Genomic DNA, 15,663 nt, shown 5'->3' with positions numbered 1-15,663 from the left:
TTATTGCGTTGCTCGCTGAAATCTTGATGTGGTGGAATGGCCTCATTGCAGTACAAGCCAAGTGGCATTTTGACTTCCAAGCCAATAGCATTAAACACCGCCGAGTTCTATCCATACCTCGTCTAGGAAGAGAGGTACGAAATCATCGACGATATCAAATTAACGAATCCCAATATCAATGGGGAATGTTCGAATATCAAAGGCTCACACACAACGCAGGACTAGGGCAATTATGAGGGGATCCGTCAGCGCCGCGTTAAGAGGTGAGCAACGCAATACCGATGCTTCCGCGTACCACCTTAAACATCAAACGCAACGCATCGTAAAAATGCCACGCGTTGCGAATCACTCTTAAACAGCTTGTTATCTTTCTTATTTTGCAGAAAATCCAAAGCGTTCAATTAGCAGATTCGCTGATTCTTTGTTTTCATCAGGAAGAGTATCAATCCATTTTGAAAAACTAGAATCAATACTATCAGTACTAACAATTTCCCAAGAGTTCCAATATGTCATTGAATTCCACAAAATAGGGTACTCTTCAAACAGGGGTAGCAACTCAATAGCAATAATGGCATTGCTATCTCTCAGGTATTGATCTTGCTCCAAGCTTGGTAACTCAGATGGAAACCAATCCGCAAAAGTTGTACTTTTATCGAGCTGATGAGTCTGCCTATTAATAACTTCATCGCTATATTCTAATAATGATACTGAGTACTCACGCCAGTTTTCATATGGCGGCGTCTTCTCCCATACTTCTGACATGCGCCTTAAAGCATAAATTGAAGCCAACTCACATATTGATTCTTCAAACCATTTACATAGCTCGGAGCCAACATTGTAGTTTGTTCTAACATGACAATATTCATGAGCAAATTGATATGCATATTTCGACCACAAACGATTTGTTGTGCTTAGTTCAATTTGATATTCGCCATTTTCTCCTCTTGCATACAATGTAATAGGATTACCTCTGGCTAAATTTTGAAATACCCAAATATCATTATCTGCATCACTTGCAAAATCTTTATCAAGAGCGCTTTTTGCCGATAGCAATACTTGATAAAGATTTTCTTTTTGCGCTTCACCCCAATTAGGGGTTTTAACAACTAAACTCATGATTAAACATTCCCACTCTAAAACATAACGCCGCGTTAAGTAGTGAGCAACGCTACCACCTAACCTAAACCATCGCACCATAAACACAAAACCCAACGACGACACGAAAAATGCCGAGCGTTGGGAATCTGCCTTAAACGCTTTGTTATGTGATGTTTAATTGCTTTCTCAATTTTTCTTCCGCTTTAGACATTTTCTCTAAAACCGATTTTGCTGACTCAATTTCAGTTTCTGTAACATCATGGTCTAAATCCAAAGATGTATTCCAATGACATTGGTTACAAATAAACATCACATCCTCTAGCGTTTCAATCACTTCCTGAGAAAGTAAATAACGATTATTTCTAAGGTAATCATCTAACTTGTTCAAGAAGCCAAACATTGACAATACCACATCAGAATATGCTTGATGGGCATCATAATCTGGTGACGTCCATACGGTAGGTCGAACATTGTGAGACAAGGTAGAAAGTTCTTTTAGTGCCGCTTTTTGATCAACTAGTACACTCTCTTTACGAGCATTATCTAGGTCAACTTTCCTTAGTGCAACTTCAGACTGCATCTTACGGTCTTCAAGTTTTTGGTTTACGAAATAAGTAATACCCGCACCAAGAGCAGTCATTAAACCTGACCAGATCACAATAGCCGCTGGTGAGTCCCACCAACTTGGATTTGCGATTGCGGTGATTGCATCAAGCACTTCTTGCTGAACTTCAAGTTTATACGCCACCATATACTCCAATAATTAGATTCAAGTTTTGATTATTCTATCATAAACAGCGTGTTAGAGTTAAAGTCTGTCGAAAAATGAAGTCTTACAGAATAGTTGGCGCGTAAATCACATAACGCCCAATTAAGGGGGGAACAACGCCTCCACCCAAAGCTAAAGCATTGTGCCATAAACACTAAAACTGAAGTAGAAGCAAAAGTGCCAAGCGTTGTGAATCCCTCTTAAATTGCTTGTTATGTATACAGGTTCAAGAATTAATGCCAACTTTACCGTTAGCCCATTTTTCGATTGTTTCCATTTTCTAAGATAACCCCCAGCGTAACAGAAACAGCCACACCCATATAAAATATTCCAATAATAGATTGAGCAATGACTACATACTTTGAAAAAATACTAGTCGGCGTCATTTCACCATACCCCAGAGTTGTCTGGGTCACAAAACTAAAGTATATAAAATCATAACTATATATTACTCCACTAAATTCATTCCCAGAGATGTGAAGAAATCCATACACCCCCGAAAAAAACATACCAATAAGCAAAAATGGCACGATAAGAGAAACACTAGTGTATATAATTAAGTCTAGTGTTGGTAAATTATAACTTGTTGACAAACGCTTTGGTAAGACAATTGAGAATATTAATAAAGGTACAAACAACAAAATATATCCAACATCCAACCCTTTCAATATTTCCATAAAAATCAACAAACTACTCGAATCATTTTCTTTCGAGTTTAGCTCACCAATGAACCCTCCAAAAATTAAAGAGAGTGGTATGATAATCATCAATCCAAGAATCCTTGGCTTCTTATAGTTGCCATCTCTTTCTTTATTTCTGTAGTAAGTATCTTTATGATAATTGAAATGCATCCAAATATAGAATATAAATATAGCTACAGGAACCATCACTCTAACAGCACTTACAACCGTGAGATCTTTATTTAACTTAACCATTTCATATAAGTAATCATTAAATATAAATGATAGTAAGAACATTATAAGCAAGACAATAGTCAACAACAAAGATATTGCACAAATAAACTTTCTCAATCCAAACTCCAATAAATATAAGTTTAAAAACTAGGTAATGTACATAACGCCGCATTAAGGTGTGAGCGACGCTTGGCTATACTTGAGCGAAGCGAAACTGCCAAGCGTTACGAATCACTCTTAAATGCTTTGTTATGTGAAAATTACATGCTATTTGAAAGGTCCACACTAAAGCGATCTTCAACAAATTTCTTTAACTCATTTAAAGATGTTGCCGTTTTTTCACCATTATAGTTAGCTCGGACCTGACATTTTGTTAAATCGAGACGAGCGAACTCAATTTCATTGGCAGCAACAACCATTGAACGACAAAACCTAGATCGGGCTTTCAAGCCTGCAGGAAAAGGCATAACTGCTAATGCAAAACATCGAGACCTTAAGCCGTCTTCTTCGAAAGTTAGAGGTTTAGATACGTGAGCAAAATCATTTCTAATCTTTCGAAGAATATTTAAGTCATGAACTACATTCTTTGACATTAGTCCTAACGCATATGCCATATCTATTCGAGACGAAAAACTACCAAGACTACCACTGGAACTAAGCATTCGTTTAGTTAAAGCCTCATTCTCAATAAAGTACGCCTTAAGCAGATCTATTAGAAGTTCGTCGATAAATGCGACAGCCATTAAAGCACAACCACGGTCTGATTCTTCTATTAGAACTTGCCTGAAAGATGTAATTTTCTTAACAATCTCTTGCTCTTCAGGAGGACAAAGTTCGGCAGTGTTCTTGAGCAGCACCTTAGTAAAATCCTCAAAATCTTTTTCTGACAGTTTCATATGTCCTCTTTTTCACATAACGCCCGCTTAAGTGGTGAGTAACGCAATACGATGCTTCCGCATACCACCTTAAACACTAAACAAAACGCATAGTAAAAATGCCACGCGTTGCGAATCCGTATTAAAGCGTTTGTTATGCATATTTTTCTTCAACGTGGAAGGTATTAGTGTCGACACCTAAAAGCTCATAAGCGGCTTCGACTTTTTTAAGAAAAGCCTTATCCCTAGAAAGTAATATGTCAGCGAAAGTTGCGTAACTTGCATGGCTTTGATCACTTATTGCCGCAATAAATCGTCGTTCTTTATGAACCTTTGAGTCAGGAAAATAGCCCAACATGTTTAGCATATTGTATATTGAGTCAACTTTCTGATACTTGAAGAACTCTACTGATGGATAAATAGGATTGCTTTCTATACCGAAAAACTGCTCTAGGGTAATGTTTACTTCCTTAGGCAATTTTTCAAGACATAGAGACCATATCTGCTGAATAACGTTCGGCGGTTCAATGTTGTTCAACTGCACTGGTCCTATATCTAGAGATTGGCGGAAGTCTTTTATACCCGACCACCCGATAGAATCACTAACGTTTTCAGAAGCAAGCCTTGCACTCTCAAAGAGGGCATTTGACAACTTTTGTTTCATTTCGTCAGCTTGGGCTTCCAACTGCACTGCCAAATCAGGATAGTGAGGTTTCAAATCTTCGATATTCTTGAGCATAAAGCTATGTAACTCATTATAAGCATCATTTTGTGAGTCTCTTATGTCCTCAAATGTATGCTCACTTAAACCGCCATATACCTTTTGAACATTTAGCATCATTGATTTGTATATGCGTTCGTACACTGGTTCGTTTGAGTTGTATTCGTTAAAGGCTTGATAGCTATCTTTTTCTGTTATTGTTGCTTTTCCAGTTGGCTGGAAGTTTTTATCCAAACAAACTTTCAGATGGAACGCTCCGAGCAGGTTAAGGGCGTCAAGGAATTTGCTCTCATAACCAACTGAGCGCTTTATTTCTTTTAGAGTTTCATCTGAGTAAACAACTTGGTATTCACGAGCTAGCGTTTCACCAAACTCACCCAAGCCAGATTTTACAAACATATCTAACATGTTCTGATCTAGATAAACTGTCAGCTTACCTTGGTAAACTGGAATGTTGTTCATATTCGCCTCTCTAAATATGCATAACAGCTATATTAGACAGAAAAATTCTGCACTTAAATACCGAATTATTCTGTCTAGTATCTCAATGACGTAAACGATACCCCGTTTTTATGAAAACTAACAGTAACTTAAGCACTACAGCTCTCTGCCTACATCCCAAAATACAGAATTTTTCTATATAGCATGAATTGATGTGCCAAACTGAAACTCATGTATAGATAGCCAGTTACAGTTTAATGAAAAAATCACCATTTCTATCGTATATACAAGAATATATGCTTGGACGGCACTATGCCCTTCGTACAACTGAGGCGTACATTTATTGGATTCACCAATACATTCTTTATCATGATAAGAAGCACCCAAAGAGCTTAACTTCCAGGCATGTAGAGGATTTCTTAACACACCTAGTTGTTAACAAAAAGTCAGCGAGGAAAACACAAAGTCTAGCTCTCAATGCATTAGTCTTTTTATACAAAGAAATTATTCAAGAACCCATAGAGCTTGATATGCAGTTTCGACGCTCAGATAAATCACGAAAACTGCCAACAGTCATGACTCCAGAAGAGATTGGCAAGGGAAAGGAGGTAAAAACCGCATAGTGACAATAGCACCAGAGCTTTTCCCCGCTATCAAACAGCAGCAACAGAGATCGGCGAGTTACTATCATCAAGACATGAATGACACAGTTTTCTCTGGTGTATACATACCTGAAGCTCTTGCTAGAAAGTACCCGAGCGCAGAAAGGAGCCTAAATTGGCAATTCCTCTTTCCCTCTAGTCGTTTGTCGCCAGATTTACAAACAGGCGAGCTACGTAGGCACCATATTCACCCAACAGCGCTTCAAAAACACATTAAGGTAGCAGGCCAAAAAGCCAACATTGAGAAAAACATCTCGTGTCATACTTTAAGGCACTCATTCGCTACGCACCTTCTTCAAAGCGGAGCGGATATCAGAACCGTTCAAGAACAACTTGGTCACACCGATTTGAAGACAACGCAAATCTATACTCACATCATTGATAGAGGCGCCAATGGCGTTGTTAGCCCACTATCAAGAATATTCGTAAAATAACGATAAATGAAATTCGGATTCCGAATTCTGAAATGACCTCATAATCACGAAACAGGGCACTATCACCTGCTCTTAGGGCTGAGGCCTCTAGTCACTCCAAAACTCAATAACAATTTATGTGTGTGTTTTTCTCTGCAGCAATGGCTGCGTATCACCTCTTATTGTTGCGCCACCATTACCTATTTACAACTTTCATGACGCTCACAACGCCCTAACACGCACAATAACAGTACGCCTAACAAACACATTATTAAACAGCGGGTTGCAGGTTTCCTACTCTCTACTTCGAGCTTTCGAAAAGAGATATTTCACAATTCTCATCAATAACAGTGTTCGAAAAAGAACATATGTCTCAAAAACATACACACCATCAATATGAACAAGACTGCATGGTAAACTGCTTTTATAAAAAAGCAGGAATAAAGAATGATTACTAAGGATAGAGATTCAAAAATCGACAACAGTCTTCAACAGAAAGCTGGCGCAAGAGTAGAGCAAGATGTCGCGTTTTACTTACGCAGAGAGTTTGGAGATGCAAATGACGTTTTCATTATCAATGACTTACGCATACAGTTTAAAAATGAAACAGCTCAGATCGATCACTTAGTCCTTTATAACAAAGGATTTATCATTATTGAGTCAAAATCAATTCGTGGTGAGGTTAAGGTCAACAATCAACTCGAATGGAGCCGAACCGTAAGAGGGAAATGGACAGGTATGCCCTCGCCTATCGAGCAAGCTAAGTTGCAAACCAAACTATTGAAAGCACTTTTAAATGACAACGCTAAGTCGTTATTAGACCGAGTTGCATTTTTACAAGGTTACTTTGGTGGTCGCTGTTGGGATCAACTCTGTGCCGCGTCCAATGACGCTCTAATCGATCGAACTTCTATCCCTAAAGATATATCGAAGAAGCTCATTAAAGCCGAATCTATTGGTAGCCGCGTTAAGAGTCTCATCAAAAAGCACCGCGTAGGTTCAATACTAAATCCGAATCCTACGTTTAATCGTGATGAACTGTACCGCCTAGTTCACTTTCTAAACGAACAACATGTACCTACGTCTTCTCCGGCTCCCAAAGTACATCTCGCAGAATTGAGCGAAACTGAAAAGGTAGACTTGATTCCAGCTCAAGAAACAATTGAAGAGGCCAAATTTCCACAAATAAGGCATGGTTTTGATTGTAAGAAGTGTCAAAGCCCGCAGACTGAGCCGAGATATGGAAAGTATGGATATTACGTCTACTGCCCACAATGTAAGGTGAATACTGCAATGCGTATTAGTTGCCATTCTTGCCAATCTAATTCAGCCAAAGTCAGTAAGAAAAAGAACACGTACTCCATTGCATGCTCTTGTGGTGAAGGGACTCAAGTCGTATTTCCTTAATCTAATAATTCGGAATCCGAATTACAACGCAATTTAAAGCGATGCGGATTCAAATTCGGATTCCGAATTCCCCCAAAACTAAACAACTAACACAAATCACTTCTGGCCACTTTTCGGCATAACCTCAACAGGTGGTACTTGGTGCCAAATAATGTCACTTGTGCCTGTATAGATTTTTGTTGTTTTAGCGTTCGCGTGTGCCATTCGCTCGGTAGCACTCTGCCCTTGCTGTTCAATCATTCGGGCAGCTAGTCCTCGAATTTCATGATAGGTCGGCCTTAGCGATTTCTTTAGGTGACTATAAAGCCCTAAATAGTCTCGAACCTTACTGAACTCTTTACTTATATTGTGGTGATGTACTTGGTAAAGATGGTCCGTCTCTTTTGAAATACCACGTTGCTGCTGTTTGGGTTTACGGTGAACGATATAAGGGCAAATCAATCTCGATGTTTTAGAAAGATCGACAATGTCTTTAATCGTCTGAGTGACAGGAATGGCGACAGTGGAAGCATCGGACTTTTTCACCTTCTCTCGGTGAACATATAGCATTCCATACACAGCATGCCCATCCACATACTCCACCTCTTTGTCAGGGTTCCAAAGAATCCCACACACGCCTTCACGTGGTTTGTATATCCGATAACGAAGCCTATAGATCTCCCTCACAGCATGAGTTGTCTCAAGAGTTAGGCTCATTGCTACCTTCAGAAACAGTGGCGCTGCATCGTAGATCTTTTGGTAGTTTTCGATATCTAGGTCGTGGCGAGCTTTGGTGTAATCTTCTCTGGTCAATCGACGCTGTTTTTTATTGAGTACAAAATTACTCTCAATAGCGCTCTCATCAGCAAGGTAGGAAAATACCTTTTTAAGGTTACTGATCTTATTGTTGAGCTGACGATTACTTAACTCTGAATAGTATTTAGAAAGGAACTCATTGATGTGCTGTAACTTGATCGATTTGGTTGGCAACCGCCCCATGAACTCATCAAGGCGGTAACAGTCCCTCTCCAAATTTCGATAAACGTCTTTGGAAAGCCGTTCTTCTTTCTTCACACGAGACAACACTAATGGAAGCCACTCTTTTAAAGGCCGATTAAATTTGTCCTTTCGACCTTTAGAGACAGCTTTGCGAAATGGGGTCATCTCAGAAAGGGAAAACGCGCTTCCTAGCTCAGGACGATATTGCAAGTTGTAAACATGCGCAGCTTGTATCGCTTCTTGCTCTACAGTCCCGATAGGAAATAGCTTCTTCACACCATCTACGGTTGTAAACCGAAATCGAGATTGCCCCCTATGGCTCATTTTCACCAAGAATGGAGGGTAATGAGCCGTTTCTTTGCTTCTAGCTCTACCAACCATTTATGACTCCAAGAATCTTAGAAGTTCACTCACCCTGTCTGCAGGGTTCCCTATCTCGTCGTCAACACAGACTAAATATCGGCCCGTTGGCGTTCTAGTACCTTCAAGCTTGCCGTGTTTAATCCAGTTTATGATGGTGGTATTGCATATCCCTGAATCAGGGTAAAACTCATCAATAAATTGTCTAGGTCTGATTTTACGCGTCGCCATGTCGTTCTCCTTACCTTTCTCACTACATGAAAATTAAGATTTTTCATCTACTGGTAGAAAACTATGCCCGATTTTTTCAGTGATATTCTATTTGCGCAGCAATTAACGAAAAGGATTCCCGAAGCGTAAAACGATTCAACGAATCGATTTCAAGCCCACTTTAGGGTGGACTAATACAGTAGTACCCAGTTGCTAATCTATTGATTTTATTTGACTATTTCATTGGCCTTTTTAACCGTTTTTTAGGCCGATTAGAGCTTAACCACCAGCTCTAAATACATGAAATTCATATAAATCAATATCATACAGCTAAGATTACTACCAACATCGGGGTTTCACCGTTTTTGAGCCCTCAAAAACGTCGTAAAGCCTTTTATCATCGTTGCTTTAGAGGAACATCTCCAATTTGGAGAATTAAACTTTCTTTACGACAACTGAGCCTGCGATGAAATCATGAATCGCTCTGCGTTTGTGATTAAATAGCATCGATATGAACTCTAAAAAAACCCAACCGATCATTGCGTAGCCAACAAAAATAAAGCCTCGGCCTTGCTCTAAACTTTCCCAAGTCTGGCCGAAGAAAGACAGTTGCGCGTAAGCATAGAGGCTAAAGGGGATAAGCATGATTGGGACAATATCTCTCATACAAGACTGTTTGAGGGTTAGGTTTCGGCTTTCAGATACATCGACTACTTTCACTCGGGTGACCATCTTACCGATTGTTTGCCCAAATTTAGCATGCATGCCAACGTAGTAAGTGACACCAATTAGTGAATTCACCACTCCCCAAGCAAAAACACCACCCGAGCTAATCACACCAGAAAGTACGTAGTTGTCTATCCACTCCAAAGGCAAAAATACGATTGAATCTATCCAGATAGCGAAGAATCGTCTCCAGAAATTAGAATACTTATTGGCGTACATTCTTGTTCCTTAGTCTCTATTGGCAATAAAGCACAGACCCTACAACACATCAGTTTTTAATACATTCAACTGGTAACGATTTATAAAGCAAATGCGAAGCGGTGTGCATATACCAATGATTCCCTCATCAATTTGCAGGCTAAATGACGCTCACTACAAGTTATTGCTAAGCCTCTCATACAAATCCAAGGCTTCAACTTTAGAGGTTAATTGCCCGAGAGCGTATTGATATGCTAATTCAATATCGTCACTTTGCTCTGGATAATAACGCTTGGCTACAGCACTACACTGGCTCAGGTTTGTGTACCAACTTCCATCTTTCTCAGCGACAAAGTAGTACGCCGCCCGCACTAACTTCTTGCCAATCACCTTAACTACATCTGTATCGGTCATTGTTTTAAAGGCTGGACTCATTTGCTCCAGAAAAGTAGACAAGTCACCATTAAGCGCTTGGGCTATTTCACTACTAGGTTTGTAACGTGGAAAGTCAATAGATAAGTCATTACCCCAAAAACAACAGCAACAGTGCTTGAGCCAAAACTGCCAATGGAATTTCTCTTGTGGTTGCAGCACTTCCGAAAGAAAGCCAGGGTCGATATCAAGCTTACTGACTTGGGGATATACTTTGGGAATGGTGTCAGAAAGGTGCTGGAATACTCGCTTCTCTCTTTGGCCAATAGGCGTATTGAGTACGATAGAAACATCCAAATCCGAGCGACCAACAACCGCAGTTCCTCTCGGCACACTTCCGTATAGGTAGATACCATCAATTTGATTCGGAAGGTCGCTTAACAACGAGTCAATAACGGCATTCACGACACCTTGAAATTCGGGACCGATACTCTTAGATGAGTATAGGTTTTCGATGAACCCGTCTTTATCGAGACCTCTAGTTCGATTCAACATGCCACTTTCCAGCTAGATTAGGATCCGTTTCACAGCCCGAGATAGTACATAGAACAATACCACTATCTTTTGAGTTTGCACTGATCACGAGCTCTCCTTGCGAATTCCAAACCGAACTCTTGCCACACGTTTCCCAACCTCCCGTCACAGAGATATGGTTACTCAGTAATACTGGTATACCGTGTTCCGACGCAATTCCAGATAAGATTTTAGAGTCCGGGACAAAGCCATTCTCGGAGATTAAAGCGCTCGCTAAATAGACATCAGCACCTAGACTCTTAGCTCGTCGAGAGTGATCCGCCTCTATGAAGTCAGCACATATTGCTAGCGCGATTTTATGCCCGTTGACATCAAATACATAATCAACGTTGCCAGCAGAACAGAATTCACTCTCACCATCATGCAGGTGCTGTTTAGAGTAGAACTCAACTCTACCATCGGGAAAGCAAACAACGGCGCCTATGGTGGGATGGGATAAGCCTGGAACTCGCAGGGGACAACCAGCCACAATAATCATCTCACTTTGAACCGAAGCTCGGGAGAGTTCTTCAAAATTTGATGGCTCAAGAGACAATGCAAGTTCTTCAGCTAAATCAAGCTCATAGCCGGTCAATGATAGCTCGGGGAAAACAACCACATCCGCATTGTAATTTGACGATTGCTCTATCATTTTTAGATGTTGCTTAAGGTTTTCTCTCCAGTTGCCTCTTTTAACAGGAATTTGCGCCAAACTGATAGTGACACTCATTTCAAACTTCTCCAAAAAAACAAAAAATCGCTACATGGCTAAATGCGGTTTACGTTAGGGTACCGTGGTTTCAATGTTAAGTTGACCTGCTAACCCGGCTTCTCGATGAACACTTAACACTTTAAACTCATCGGAAGAAGTCACCTCAATAAGCGCTTGGCGAGATGGATACCTAACGATAACAAATGAATCCCACAACTCTTCCACCTGGCCAACAATTAAACCTGTGACTTCTGAATAGAAAACAACTTCAGCCCCATACTTTTCCAAAACCTTCAACATCGGTTGACCGTACAAATTGTAAGCTTCCCTTCCTGTTAAATCGGTTTCTCGACCATCCGCATACTCTGCTTTTTCTCGAAACTTAAACAAATTTAATAGATGGATCTCACCAGTATCAGACATAGAAGTAAGGCGCTCCATCTGCTCATTTGATGGATAAAGTTGGTTAAGAACGTCCATATTCTTTCCTTAGTTTAGTTATCGTTCGGCTTCAAATACCGCAAATCAAAGTGACATTAGCTCTCGCTTAATTTCATTATCCAATTTTTCAATCGCGTAGCGAAAAGCCACTCTTGGTATTGCGGCATGCTTAGCATTCAAATAACCAATAACCAGTTGAGGTTCCTTTTGACTAAGCACTTTAAGCATCCAACCATACCCTTTCTGCACGAGGTCATGGCTATCTTCTAGCAATAGATCCGCTACACGAAACGGATCCAACGCAGCATATCGATTTTTATTGATAGGATAAATTAAGATGACAGCAGCGGCTCTACGTACAGCAAAATTCGAATGCTCGACCCATTTGGTTGTCTTGTCGAATAAATCATTGTGCTGAGACAGTAACTCTCCAAAAGCATGAGTACAAAAGTCGTCACAATCGTTCCAGTCAGTGACGAACTCTATTAACCAACGCTCAAAAACAGGAAACGTGTCTCTTGAATATTGTTTTCTTACTCTAAAAGCCCAATCGTACGCGATAACTCCTAGCGCCCAATCTCTTTGCTCCAACAATTGAGTACACAGAGACAACACATGAGAAATATCTTTGTCTTCAATTGTCTTAAAAGTCTGAGCAGAAATGGAACGAACCTGAGCTGTTTTGATACTCACTTTCGGATAACCCACTTCTGAAAGGTGCCGCTTTACCGTTTTGACCATATCCATTGCTACAAAACCTTATGTATCTGAATTCGATATTAAAGTGAGATATCCAGCTCTTAAGTTATTTCTCGATTAAATTTTATAAAATAAAGCTATATAAATCACAACATTCATTATTGGTTAATAAAATCGCCTCTGAAATATAGAAATTTCCTTTGGCAATAGTGACTTATGGTGCATACTTGCCGCCTTCAAAAGAGGTGTAGAATGAAAAAGAACGGTTTTACAATTATTGAGCTTGTTGTCGTTATTGTGATTCTTGGAATAATCGCCGTTACGGCAGCGCCCAGATTCCTGAATGTGAGTACAGATTCGCATATTGCAGCCGTGAAAGGTACTGGCGCTGCTTTCAAAGCAGGTGTCGATCTTGCCTACTCAAAAAATTTGACCTTAAACGGTGGCGGTCCATCTACGAATATTCCTATCTATGATGATTCTGCCACCGGCCAGCTTGACTTCAATGCATGGGGATACCCAGTACAGCAATGGCCTTACGCAGAAGATTTTCCAAGGCTGGATAATCCGGAAGACTGTATCTCGGTATGGGGAGCTCTCCTGATTGATCCACCGAGCGTTTCTAGTTTCAACTCACCGACTAATACTGACTATATCGCTGAGTACATCCACACCGACCAATGCCGTTATCATTATCGAGTCGTACCGGGGATATCTATTTACTACAACTCGATGAATGGCGATGTCACAGTAGATGACGAACCAGACAGCTAAGCTCTAGTTTAATGCTCAACGCGTTGGTGCACACAAATAAACTTAGAGAATGCCAAGCATCAAGATTCAGACACCCTAGAAATTAAGACAAGCACGTTTTGGCGAAAACCAGCGTGCTGTCTAACTCTCCAGAAGGTAAACGCCTAGCATTAGCTAAACGAGCTTCTTGCTGGTAGCCACATCGCTGCGCCACTGCCTGACTTTTCACATTCGTTGCTGCCATTTTTATCTCAACACGCTTTGCCCCTTTATCAAGAAAGGCAAACTCTTCAACGAGTTGAATCGCCTCGCTCACATAACCAAATCCCGTTTTCGAAGTTCGTAACCAATAACCGATTTCAAAACAAGGTATAGAGTCGTCTCGGACAATAAAACCAATGGCGCCGATGAACGCCTCAGTATTCTTTTCAATAATACTGAACCAAAACTCCCCCACAAAATTAGAGAAATTACTGGCAGCCTCTTGAGTATTGAGTTCAAGTTGTTGCCGAGTTAACGATTCAGAAACCCAAGGCAGGAATTCGGACAACTCAGCCATACATTCTTGAACAACGTTAAACATTTCATCAGTATGGATTAATGAAGGAGGTGTTAATTTAAGTCGTTCACTTTCCAGTACTCTCACCTTCCCACTCTGAGCGAAGCATCGCTAATACAACGGTATCCCACCACTTATTTTTGAAGAATCGGTGCTCTTTAAAGCAAGCTTCTTGTCTCATCCCGAGTGACTTACACAATCTTATCGCCGCTAGATTCTCACCAATGGTTTCTGCATAAATTCGATGAACACCTAACTCTGAAAACCCAAAACCAGCCAGAGCTTTGGCCGCTTCTACGGGTAGCCCTTTCCCCTGAATTGCTCTCGCAAAAGCGCAGCCCATTGAAGCTTGCTGGTTATCTTCAAGGCGTAAACACACGGTTCCGATAAACTTCCCTGACTCTTTACTTTCCACAGCTAATTGATAGGACTGACGAGGATCTTCCTCAGCCTGTTCAACAAACAATTGAGTGAGTTGATGGTACTTACTAGGCTCACAATCAGTCTCATTATAGAAGCGCTGATATTTGGCGTCCTGTGACATAGCCACAAACGCGCTTTGATCTTCAAGCGTCATATCTCGAAGAACTAATCGGTCAGTTTCTAGTTTGAACATCAGAGCTCCTTCTCATGTAACGAAATAAGCACAGCCTAAAGTTATTAAGACGCCATGACTTTAATACCAAACAGCGTAAACAAGCCGCCGGTTACATAATCCATGACACTTGAGATACGTGCATAAACACTTTTCGCTGCTCGATGTGAAAAGGCTGTCGCCAGAAACATATGCCAACATAAGGTAATACCAGACATAGTCAGCATAATGGCGATGACCATCGGGATGGTAATATTTTCAGGCATAGAGACACTAAACAAACTCACGACAAAGAAACCCGTTTTAGGGTTTAAGATGCTAGTGATAAACGCAGACATAAAGACTTTTCTACTTGAAGGCAGCATCGCTTCGCTAGTATTCAGGCCTTCATCTAGTTGTTTGGCTTTTCGTGTTGAAAGGATCTGGCGCATACCCAAGTACAACAAATAACTGCCACCAAAGATCTTCATAACGCTAAACAATGCCGGGAAATGGGAGAGCAAAATAACCAAGCCGGTGCATCCAAACAGTGACCATAGCAATATGGATGTACTGACACCAAAAGCAGAATATTTTGCTAGCTTGCGGTTGTAGTGCAGCGCTGTGTTAATCGTCAACAGTACATTCGCGCCGGGCGTTGCGACTGCCAGCATCCAAATCAACGCAACGTGAAGAAGAACCAATAAATATTCCATTCGCCTCTACTCATTTCACTCAAGCTTTAATAATGATATCGCACGCACTAACGGTTTTGCGTAACTTGATTCACAAAATTAGTGCGCCCGAAGGTGGTGTTATGAGTGTCTTTCAACTCAGCATTAGAGTCCACATTTAGAACTAAAAAATGCCAAGCCATAAGATTCAAACAATCTGTTTTAGGTACCAAAGAAGCTAGGGTAATAAATTGGTAGCGCAGTAGGAGGTAAACAGTTAGTAGAAACTGATCCGCCCCAGCAGTTTTGGACACTGAGTTAAGTGAGTACAATCACTAACGAGGTGAACAATGACAACTAAGAAAACTAGAATTAAACATTCCCCTGAATTTAAAGCAGAAGCCCTGAAGTTAGCAGATAAAGTGGGAGTAGCTGCGACAGCAAGACAGCTTTCTTTACATGAATCTCAAATCTACGGGTGGCGAAAGAACTCGAAGAAAGACACCAGTACTAGTCAGCGAGAGCAAGAACTAG

18 protein-coding genes and 2 pseudogenes are annotated in these 15,663 nt (G+C 40.6%); 5 read left to right on the top strand and 15 right to left on the bottom strand.

The genetic code is table 11. The features are described from left to right. Positions 1 to 236 (top strand): annotated as a pseudogene (locus L1D55_RS25405) (transposase); the annotation flags it as partial. 136 nt (positions 237 to 372) lie between these two features. Here L1D55_RS25405 and L1D55_RS25395 read toward each other — a convergent pair. The 5 genes from L1D55_RS25395 to L1D55_RS25370 all read right to left on the bottom strand — a co-directional run bounded on the left by L1D55_RS25395 (position 373) and on the right by L1D55_RS25370 (position 4,839). After that, on the bottom strand, positions 373 to 1,116 hold the full coding sequence (locus tag L1D55_RS25395; RefSeq protein WP_239919312.1) for a hypothetical protein: 744 nt from the start codon (positions 1,114 to 1,116) through the stop codon (positions 373 to 375). 145 nt (positions 1,117 to 1,261) lie between these two features. Continuing rightward, positions 1,262 to 1,849, bottom strand: coding sequence for a hypothetical protein (locus tag L1D55_RS25390; RefSeq protein ID WP_239919311.1), 588 nt, complete (start codon positions 1,847 to 1,849; stop codon positions 1,262 to 1,264). A gap of 269 nt (positions 1,850 to 2,118) precedes the next feature. Then, a complete protein-coding gene (locus tag L1D55_RS25385) occupies positions 2,119 to 2,898 on the bottom strand; it encodes an ion channel (RefSeq protein ID WP_239919310.1) in 780 nt (259 codons plus the stop codon). Between the two features lie 143 nt (positions 2,899 to 3,041). Next, entirely contained in the window at positions 3,042 to 3,677 is a 636-nt protein-coding gene (locus L1D55_RS25380; RefSeq protein WP_239919309.1) for an MltR family transcriptional regulator, read from the bottom strand. A 133-nt stretch (positions 3,678 to 3,810) separates the two neighbouring features. Next, positions 3,811 to 4,839, bottom strand: a complete 1,029-nt coding sequence (locus L1D55_RS25370; RefSeq protein WP_239919308.1) for a hypothetical protein — start codon at positions 4,837 to 4,839, stop codon at positions 3,811 to 3,813. 236 nt (positions 4,840 to 5,075) lie between these two features. On the opposite strand from L1D55_RS25370, the pseudogene L1D55_RS27635 reads away from it, so the two are divergent. Together L1D55_RS27635 and L1D55_RS25355 are read left to right on the top strand one after the other, a co-directional pair. After that, positions 5,076 to 5,914 (top strand): annotated as a pseudogene (locus tag L1D55_RS27635) (tyrosine-type recombinase/integrase). A 426-nt stretch (positions 5,915 to 6,340) separates the two neighbouring features. Continuing rightward, positions 6,341 to 7,300 carry a nuclease-related domain-containing protein gene (locus tag L1D55_RS25355; RefSeq protein ID WP_239919306.1) on the top strand — a complete coding sequence of 320 codons (960 nt, stop codon included), beginning with the start codon at positions 6,341 to 6,343 and terminating at the stop codon, positions 7,298 to 7,300. 96 nt (positions 7,301 to 7,396) lie between these two features. Here the strand turns inward: L1D55_RS25355 and L1D55_RS25350 are convergent, their stop codons facing one another. The 7 genes from L1D55_RS25350 to L1D55_RS25320 form a co-directional block, all read right to left on the bottom strand. Beyond that, positions 7,397 to 8,659 (bottom strand): integrase, encoded by a 1,263-nt coding sequence (locus L1D55_RS25350; protein WP_239919305.1) that lies wholly within the window; start codon positions 8,657 to 8,659, stop codon positions 7,397 to 7,399. Continuing rightward, complete coding sequence (locus L1D55_RS25345; RefSeq protein WP_010434910.1) at positions 8,660 to 8,869, bottom strand: hypothetical protein; 210 nt, start codon at positions 8,867 to 8,869, stop codon at positions 8,660 to 8,662. 414 nt (positions 8,870 to 9,283) lie between these two features. Beyond that, positions 9,284 to 9,793: an RDD family protein gene (locus tag L1D55_RS25340; RefSeq protein ID WP_239919304.1), complete on the bottom strand. Its 510-nt coding sequence runs from the start codon at positions 9,791 to 9,793 to the stop codon at positions 9,284 to 9,286. A 153-nt stretch (positions 9,794 to 9,946) separates the two neighbouring features. Then, a complete protein-coding gene (locus L1D55_RS25335; RefSeq protein ID WP_239919303.1) occupies positions 9,947 to 10,699 on the bottom strand; it encodes a nucleotidyltransferase domain-containing protein in 753 nt (250 codons plus the stop codon). After that, positions 10,683 to 11,447 carry a carbon-nitrogen hydrolase family protein gene (locus L1D55_RS25330; protein ID WP_239919302.1) on the bottom strand — a complete coding sequence of 255 codons (765 nt, stop codon included), beginning with the start codon at positions 11,445 to 11,447 and terminating at the stop codon, positions 10,683 to 10,685. The genes L1D55_RS25335 and L1D55_RS25330 overlap by 17 nt, the downstream gene beginning before the upstream one ends. A gap of 54 nt (positions 11,448 to 11,501) precedes the next feature. Further along, positions 11,502 to 11,909, bottom strand: coding sequence for a DUF1330 domain-containing protein (locus tag L1D55_RS25325; RefSeq protein WP_239919301.1), 408 nt, complete (start codon positions 11,907 to 11,909; stop codon positions 11,502 to 11,504). A gap of 45 nt (positions 11,910 to 11,954) precedes the next feature. Further along, on the bottom strand, positions 11,955 to 12,617 hold the full coding sequence (locus L1D55_RS25320) for a DNA alkylation repair protein (RefSeq protein WP_239919300.1): 663 nt from the start codon (positions 12,615 to 12,617) through the stop codon (positions 11,955 to 11,957). Positions 12,618 to 12,821: 204 nt separating this feature from the next. On the opposite strand from L1D55_RS25320, the gene L1D55_RS25315 reads away from it, so the two are divergent. Next, entirely contained in the window at positions 12,822 to 13,343 is a 522-nt protein-coding gene (locus tag L1D55_RS25315) for a prepilin-type N-terminal cleavage/methylation domain-containing protein (protein WP_239919299.1), read from the top strand. 82 nt (positions 13,344 to 13,425) lie between these two features. Here the strand turns inward: L1D55_RS25315 and L1D55_RS25310 are convergent, their stop codons facing one another. From L1D55_RS25310 to L1D55_RS25300, 3 genes are read right to left on the bottom strand one after another with little or no spacing between them, the layout of a single operon-like run. Continuing rightward, complete coding sequence (locus L1D55_RS25310) at positions 13,426 to 13,959, bottom strand: GNAT family N-acetyltransferase (RefSeq protein ID WP_004742142.1); 534 nt, start codon at positions 13,957 to 13,959, stop codon at positions 13,426 to 13,428. After that, on the bottom strand, positions 13,949 to 14,497 hold the full coding sequence (locus L1D55_RS25305) for a GNAT family protein (protein WP_239919298.1): 549 nt from the start codon (positions 14,495 to 14,497) through the stop codon (positions 13,949 to 13,951). The genes L1D55_RS25310 and L1D55_RS25305 overlap by 11 nt, the downstream gene beginning before the upstream one ends. 44 nt (positions 14,498 to 14,541) lie before the next feature. Then, positions 14,542 to 15,171 carry a LysE family transporter gene (locus L1D55_RS25300; RefSeq protein ID WP_239919297.1) on the bottom strand — a complete coding sequence of 210 codons (630 nt, stop codon included), beginning with the start codon at positions 15,169 to 15,171 and terminating at the stop codon, positions 14,542 to 14,544. Positions 15,172 to 15,479: 308 nt separating this feature from the next. Here L1D55_RS25300 and L1D55_RS25295 point away from each other — a divergent pair. Further along, positions 15,480 to 15,663, top strand: a 184-nt coding sequence (locus L1D55_RS25295) for a transposase (RefSeq protein ID WP_239919095.1), incomplete at its 3' end; no start/stop codon positions are given.

The sequence above is a fragment of the Vibrio sp. Isolate22 genome, from assembly GCF_022398115.1.
Lineage (GTDB): Bacteria > Pseudomonadota > Gammaproteobacteria > Enterobacterales > Vibrionaceae > Vibrio.
The sequence above is the reverse complement of the archived record's forward strand: the minus strand, read 5'-3'. Positions and strand labels throughout refer to the sequence as shown.

What these genes read in the sequence shown, in the direction of transcription:
- L1D55_RS25305 (WP_239919298.1), bottom strand. Translation starts at nt 14,497, where the DNA reads ATGTTCAAACTAGAAACTGACCGATTAGTTCTTCGAGATATGACGCTT.
- L1D55_RS25330 (WP_239919302.1), bottom strand. Translation starts at nt 11,447, where the DNA reads ATGAGTGTCACTATCAGTTTGGCGCAAATTCCTGTTAAAAGAGGCAAC.
- L1D55_RS25340 (WP_239919304.1), bottom strand. Translation starts at nt 9,793, where the DNA reads ATGTACGCCAATAAGTATTCTAATTTCTGGAGACGATTCTTCGCTATC.
- L1D55_RS25380 (WP_239919309.1), bottom strand. Translation starts at nt 3,677, where the DNA reads ATGAAACTGTCAGAAAAAGATTTTGAGGATTTTACTAAGGTGCTGCTC.
- L1D55_RS25320 (WP_239919300.1), bottom strand. Translation starts at nt 12,617, where the DNA reads ATGGATATGGTCAAAACGGTAAAGCGGCACCTTTCAGAAGTGGGTTAT.
- L1D55_RS25355 (WP_239919306.1), top strand. Translation starts at nt 6,341, where the DNA reads ATGATTACTAAGGATAGAGATTCAAAAATCGACAACAGTCTTCAACAG.
- L1D55_RS25390 (WP_239919311.1), bottom strand. Translation starts at nt 1,849, where the DNA reads ATGGTGGCGTATAAACTTGAAGTTCAGCAAGAAGTGCTTGATGCAATC.
- L1D55_RS25315 (WP_239919299.1), top strand. Translation starts at nt 12,822, where the DNA reads ATGAAAAAGAACGGTTTTACAATTATTGAGCTTGTTGTCGTTATTGTG.
- L1D55_RS25300 (WP_239919297.1), bottom strand. Translation starts at nt 15,171, where the DNA reads ATGGAATATTTATTGGTTCTTCTTCACGTTGCGTTGATTTGGATGCTG.
- L1D55_RS25345 (WP_010434910.1), bottom strand. Translation starts at nt 8,869, where the DNA reads ATGGCGACGCGTAAAATCAGACCTAGACAATTTATTGATGAGTTTTAC.
- L1D55_RS25325 (WP_239919301.1), bottom strand. Translation starts at nt 11,909, where the DNA reads ATGGACGTTCTTAACCAACTTTATCCATCAAATGAGCAGATGGAGCGC.
- L1D55_RS25370 (WP_239919308.1), bottom strand. Translation starts at nt 4,839, where the DNA reads ATGAACAACATTCCAGTTTACCAAGGTAAGCTGACAGTTTATCTAGAT.
- L1D55_RS25335 (WP_239919303.1), bottom strand. Translation starts at nt 10,699, where the DNA reads ATGTTGAATCGAACTAGAGGTCTCGATAAAGACGGGTTCATCGAAAAC.
- L1D55_RS25350 (WP_239919305.1), bottom strand. Translation starts at nt 8,659, where the DNA reads ATGGTTGGTAGAGCTAGAAGCAAAGAAACGGCTCATTACCCTCCATTC.
- L1D55_RS25395 (WP_239919312.1), bottom strand. Translation starts at nt 1,116, where the DNA reads ATGAGTTTAGTTGTTAAAACCCCTAATTGGGGTGAAGCGCAAAAAGAA.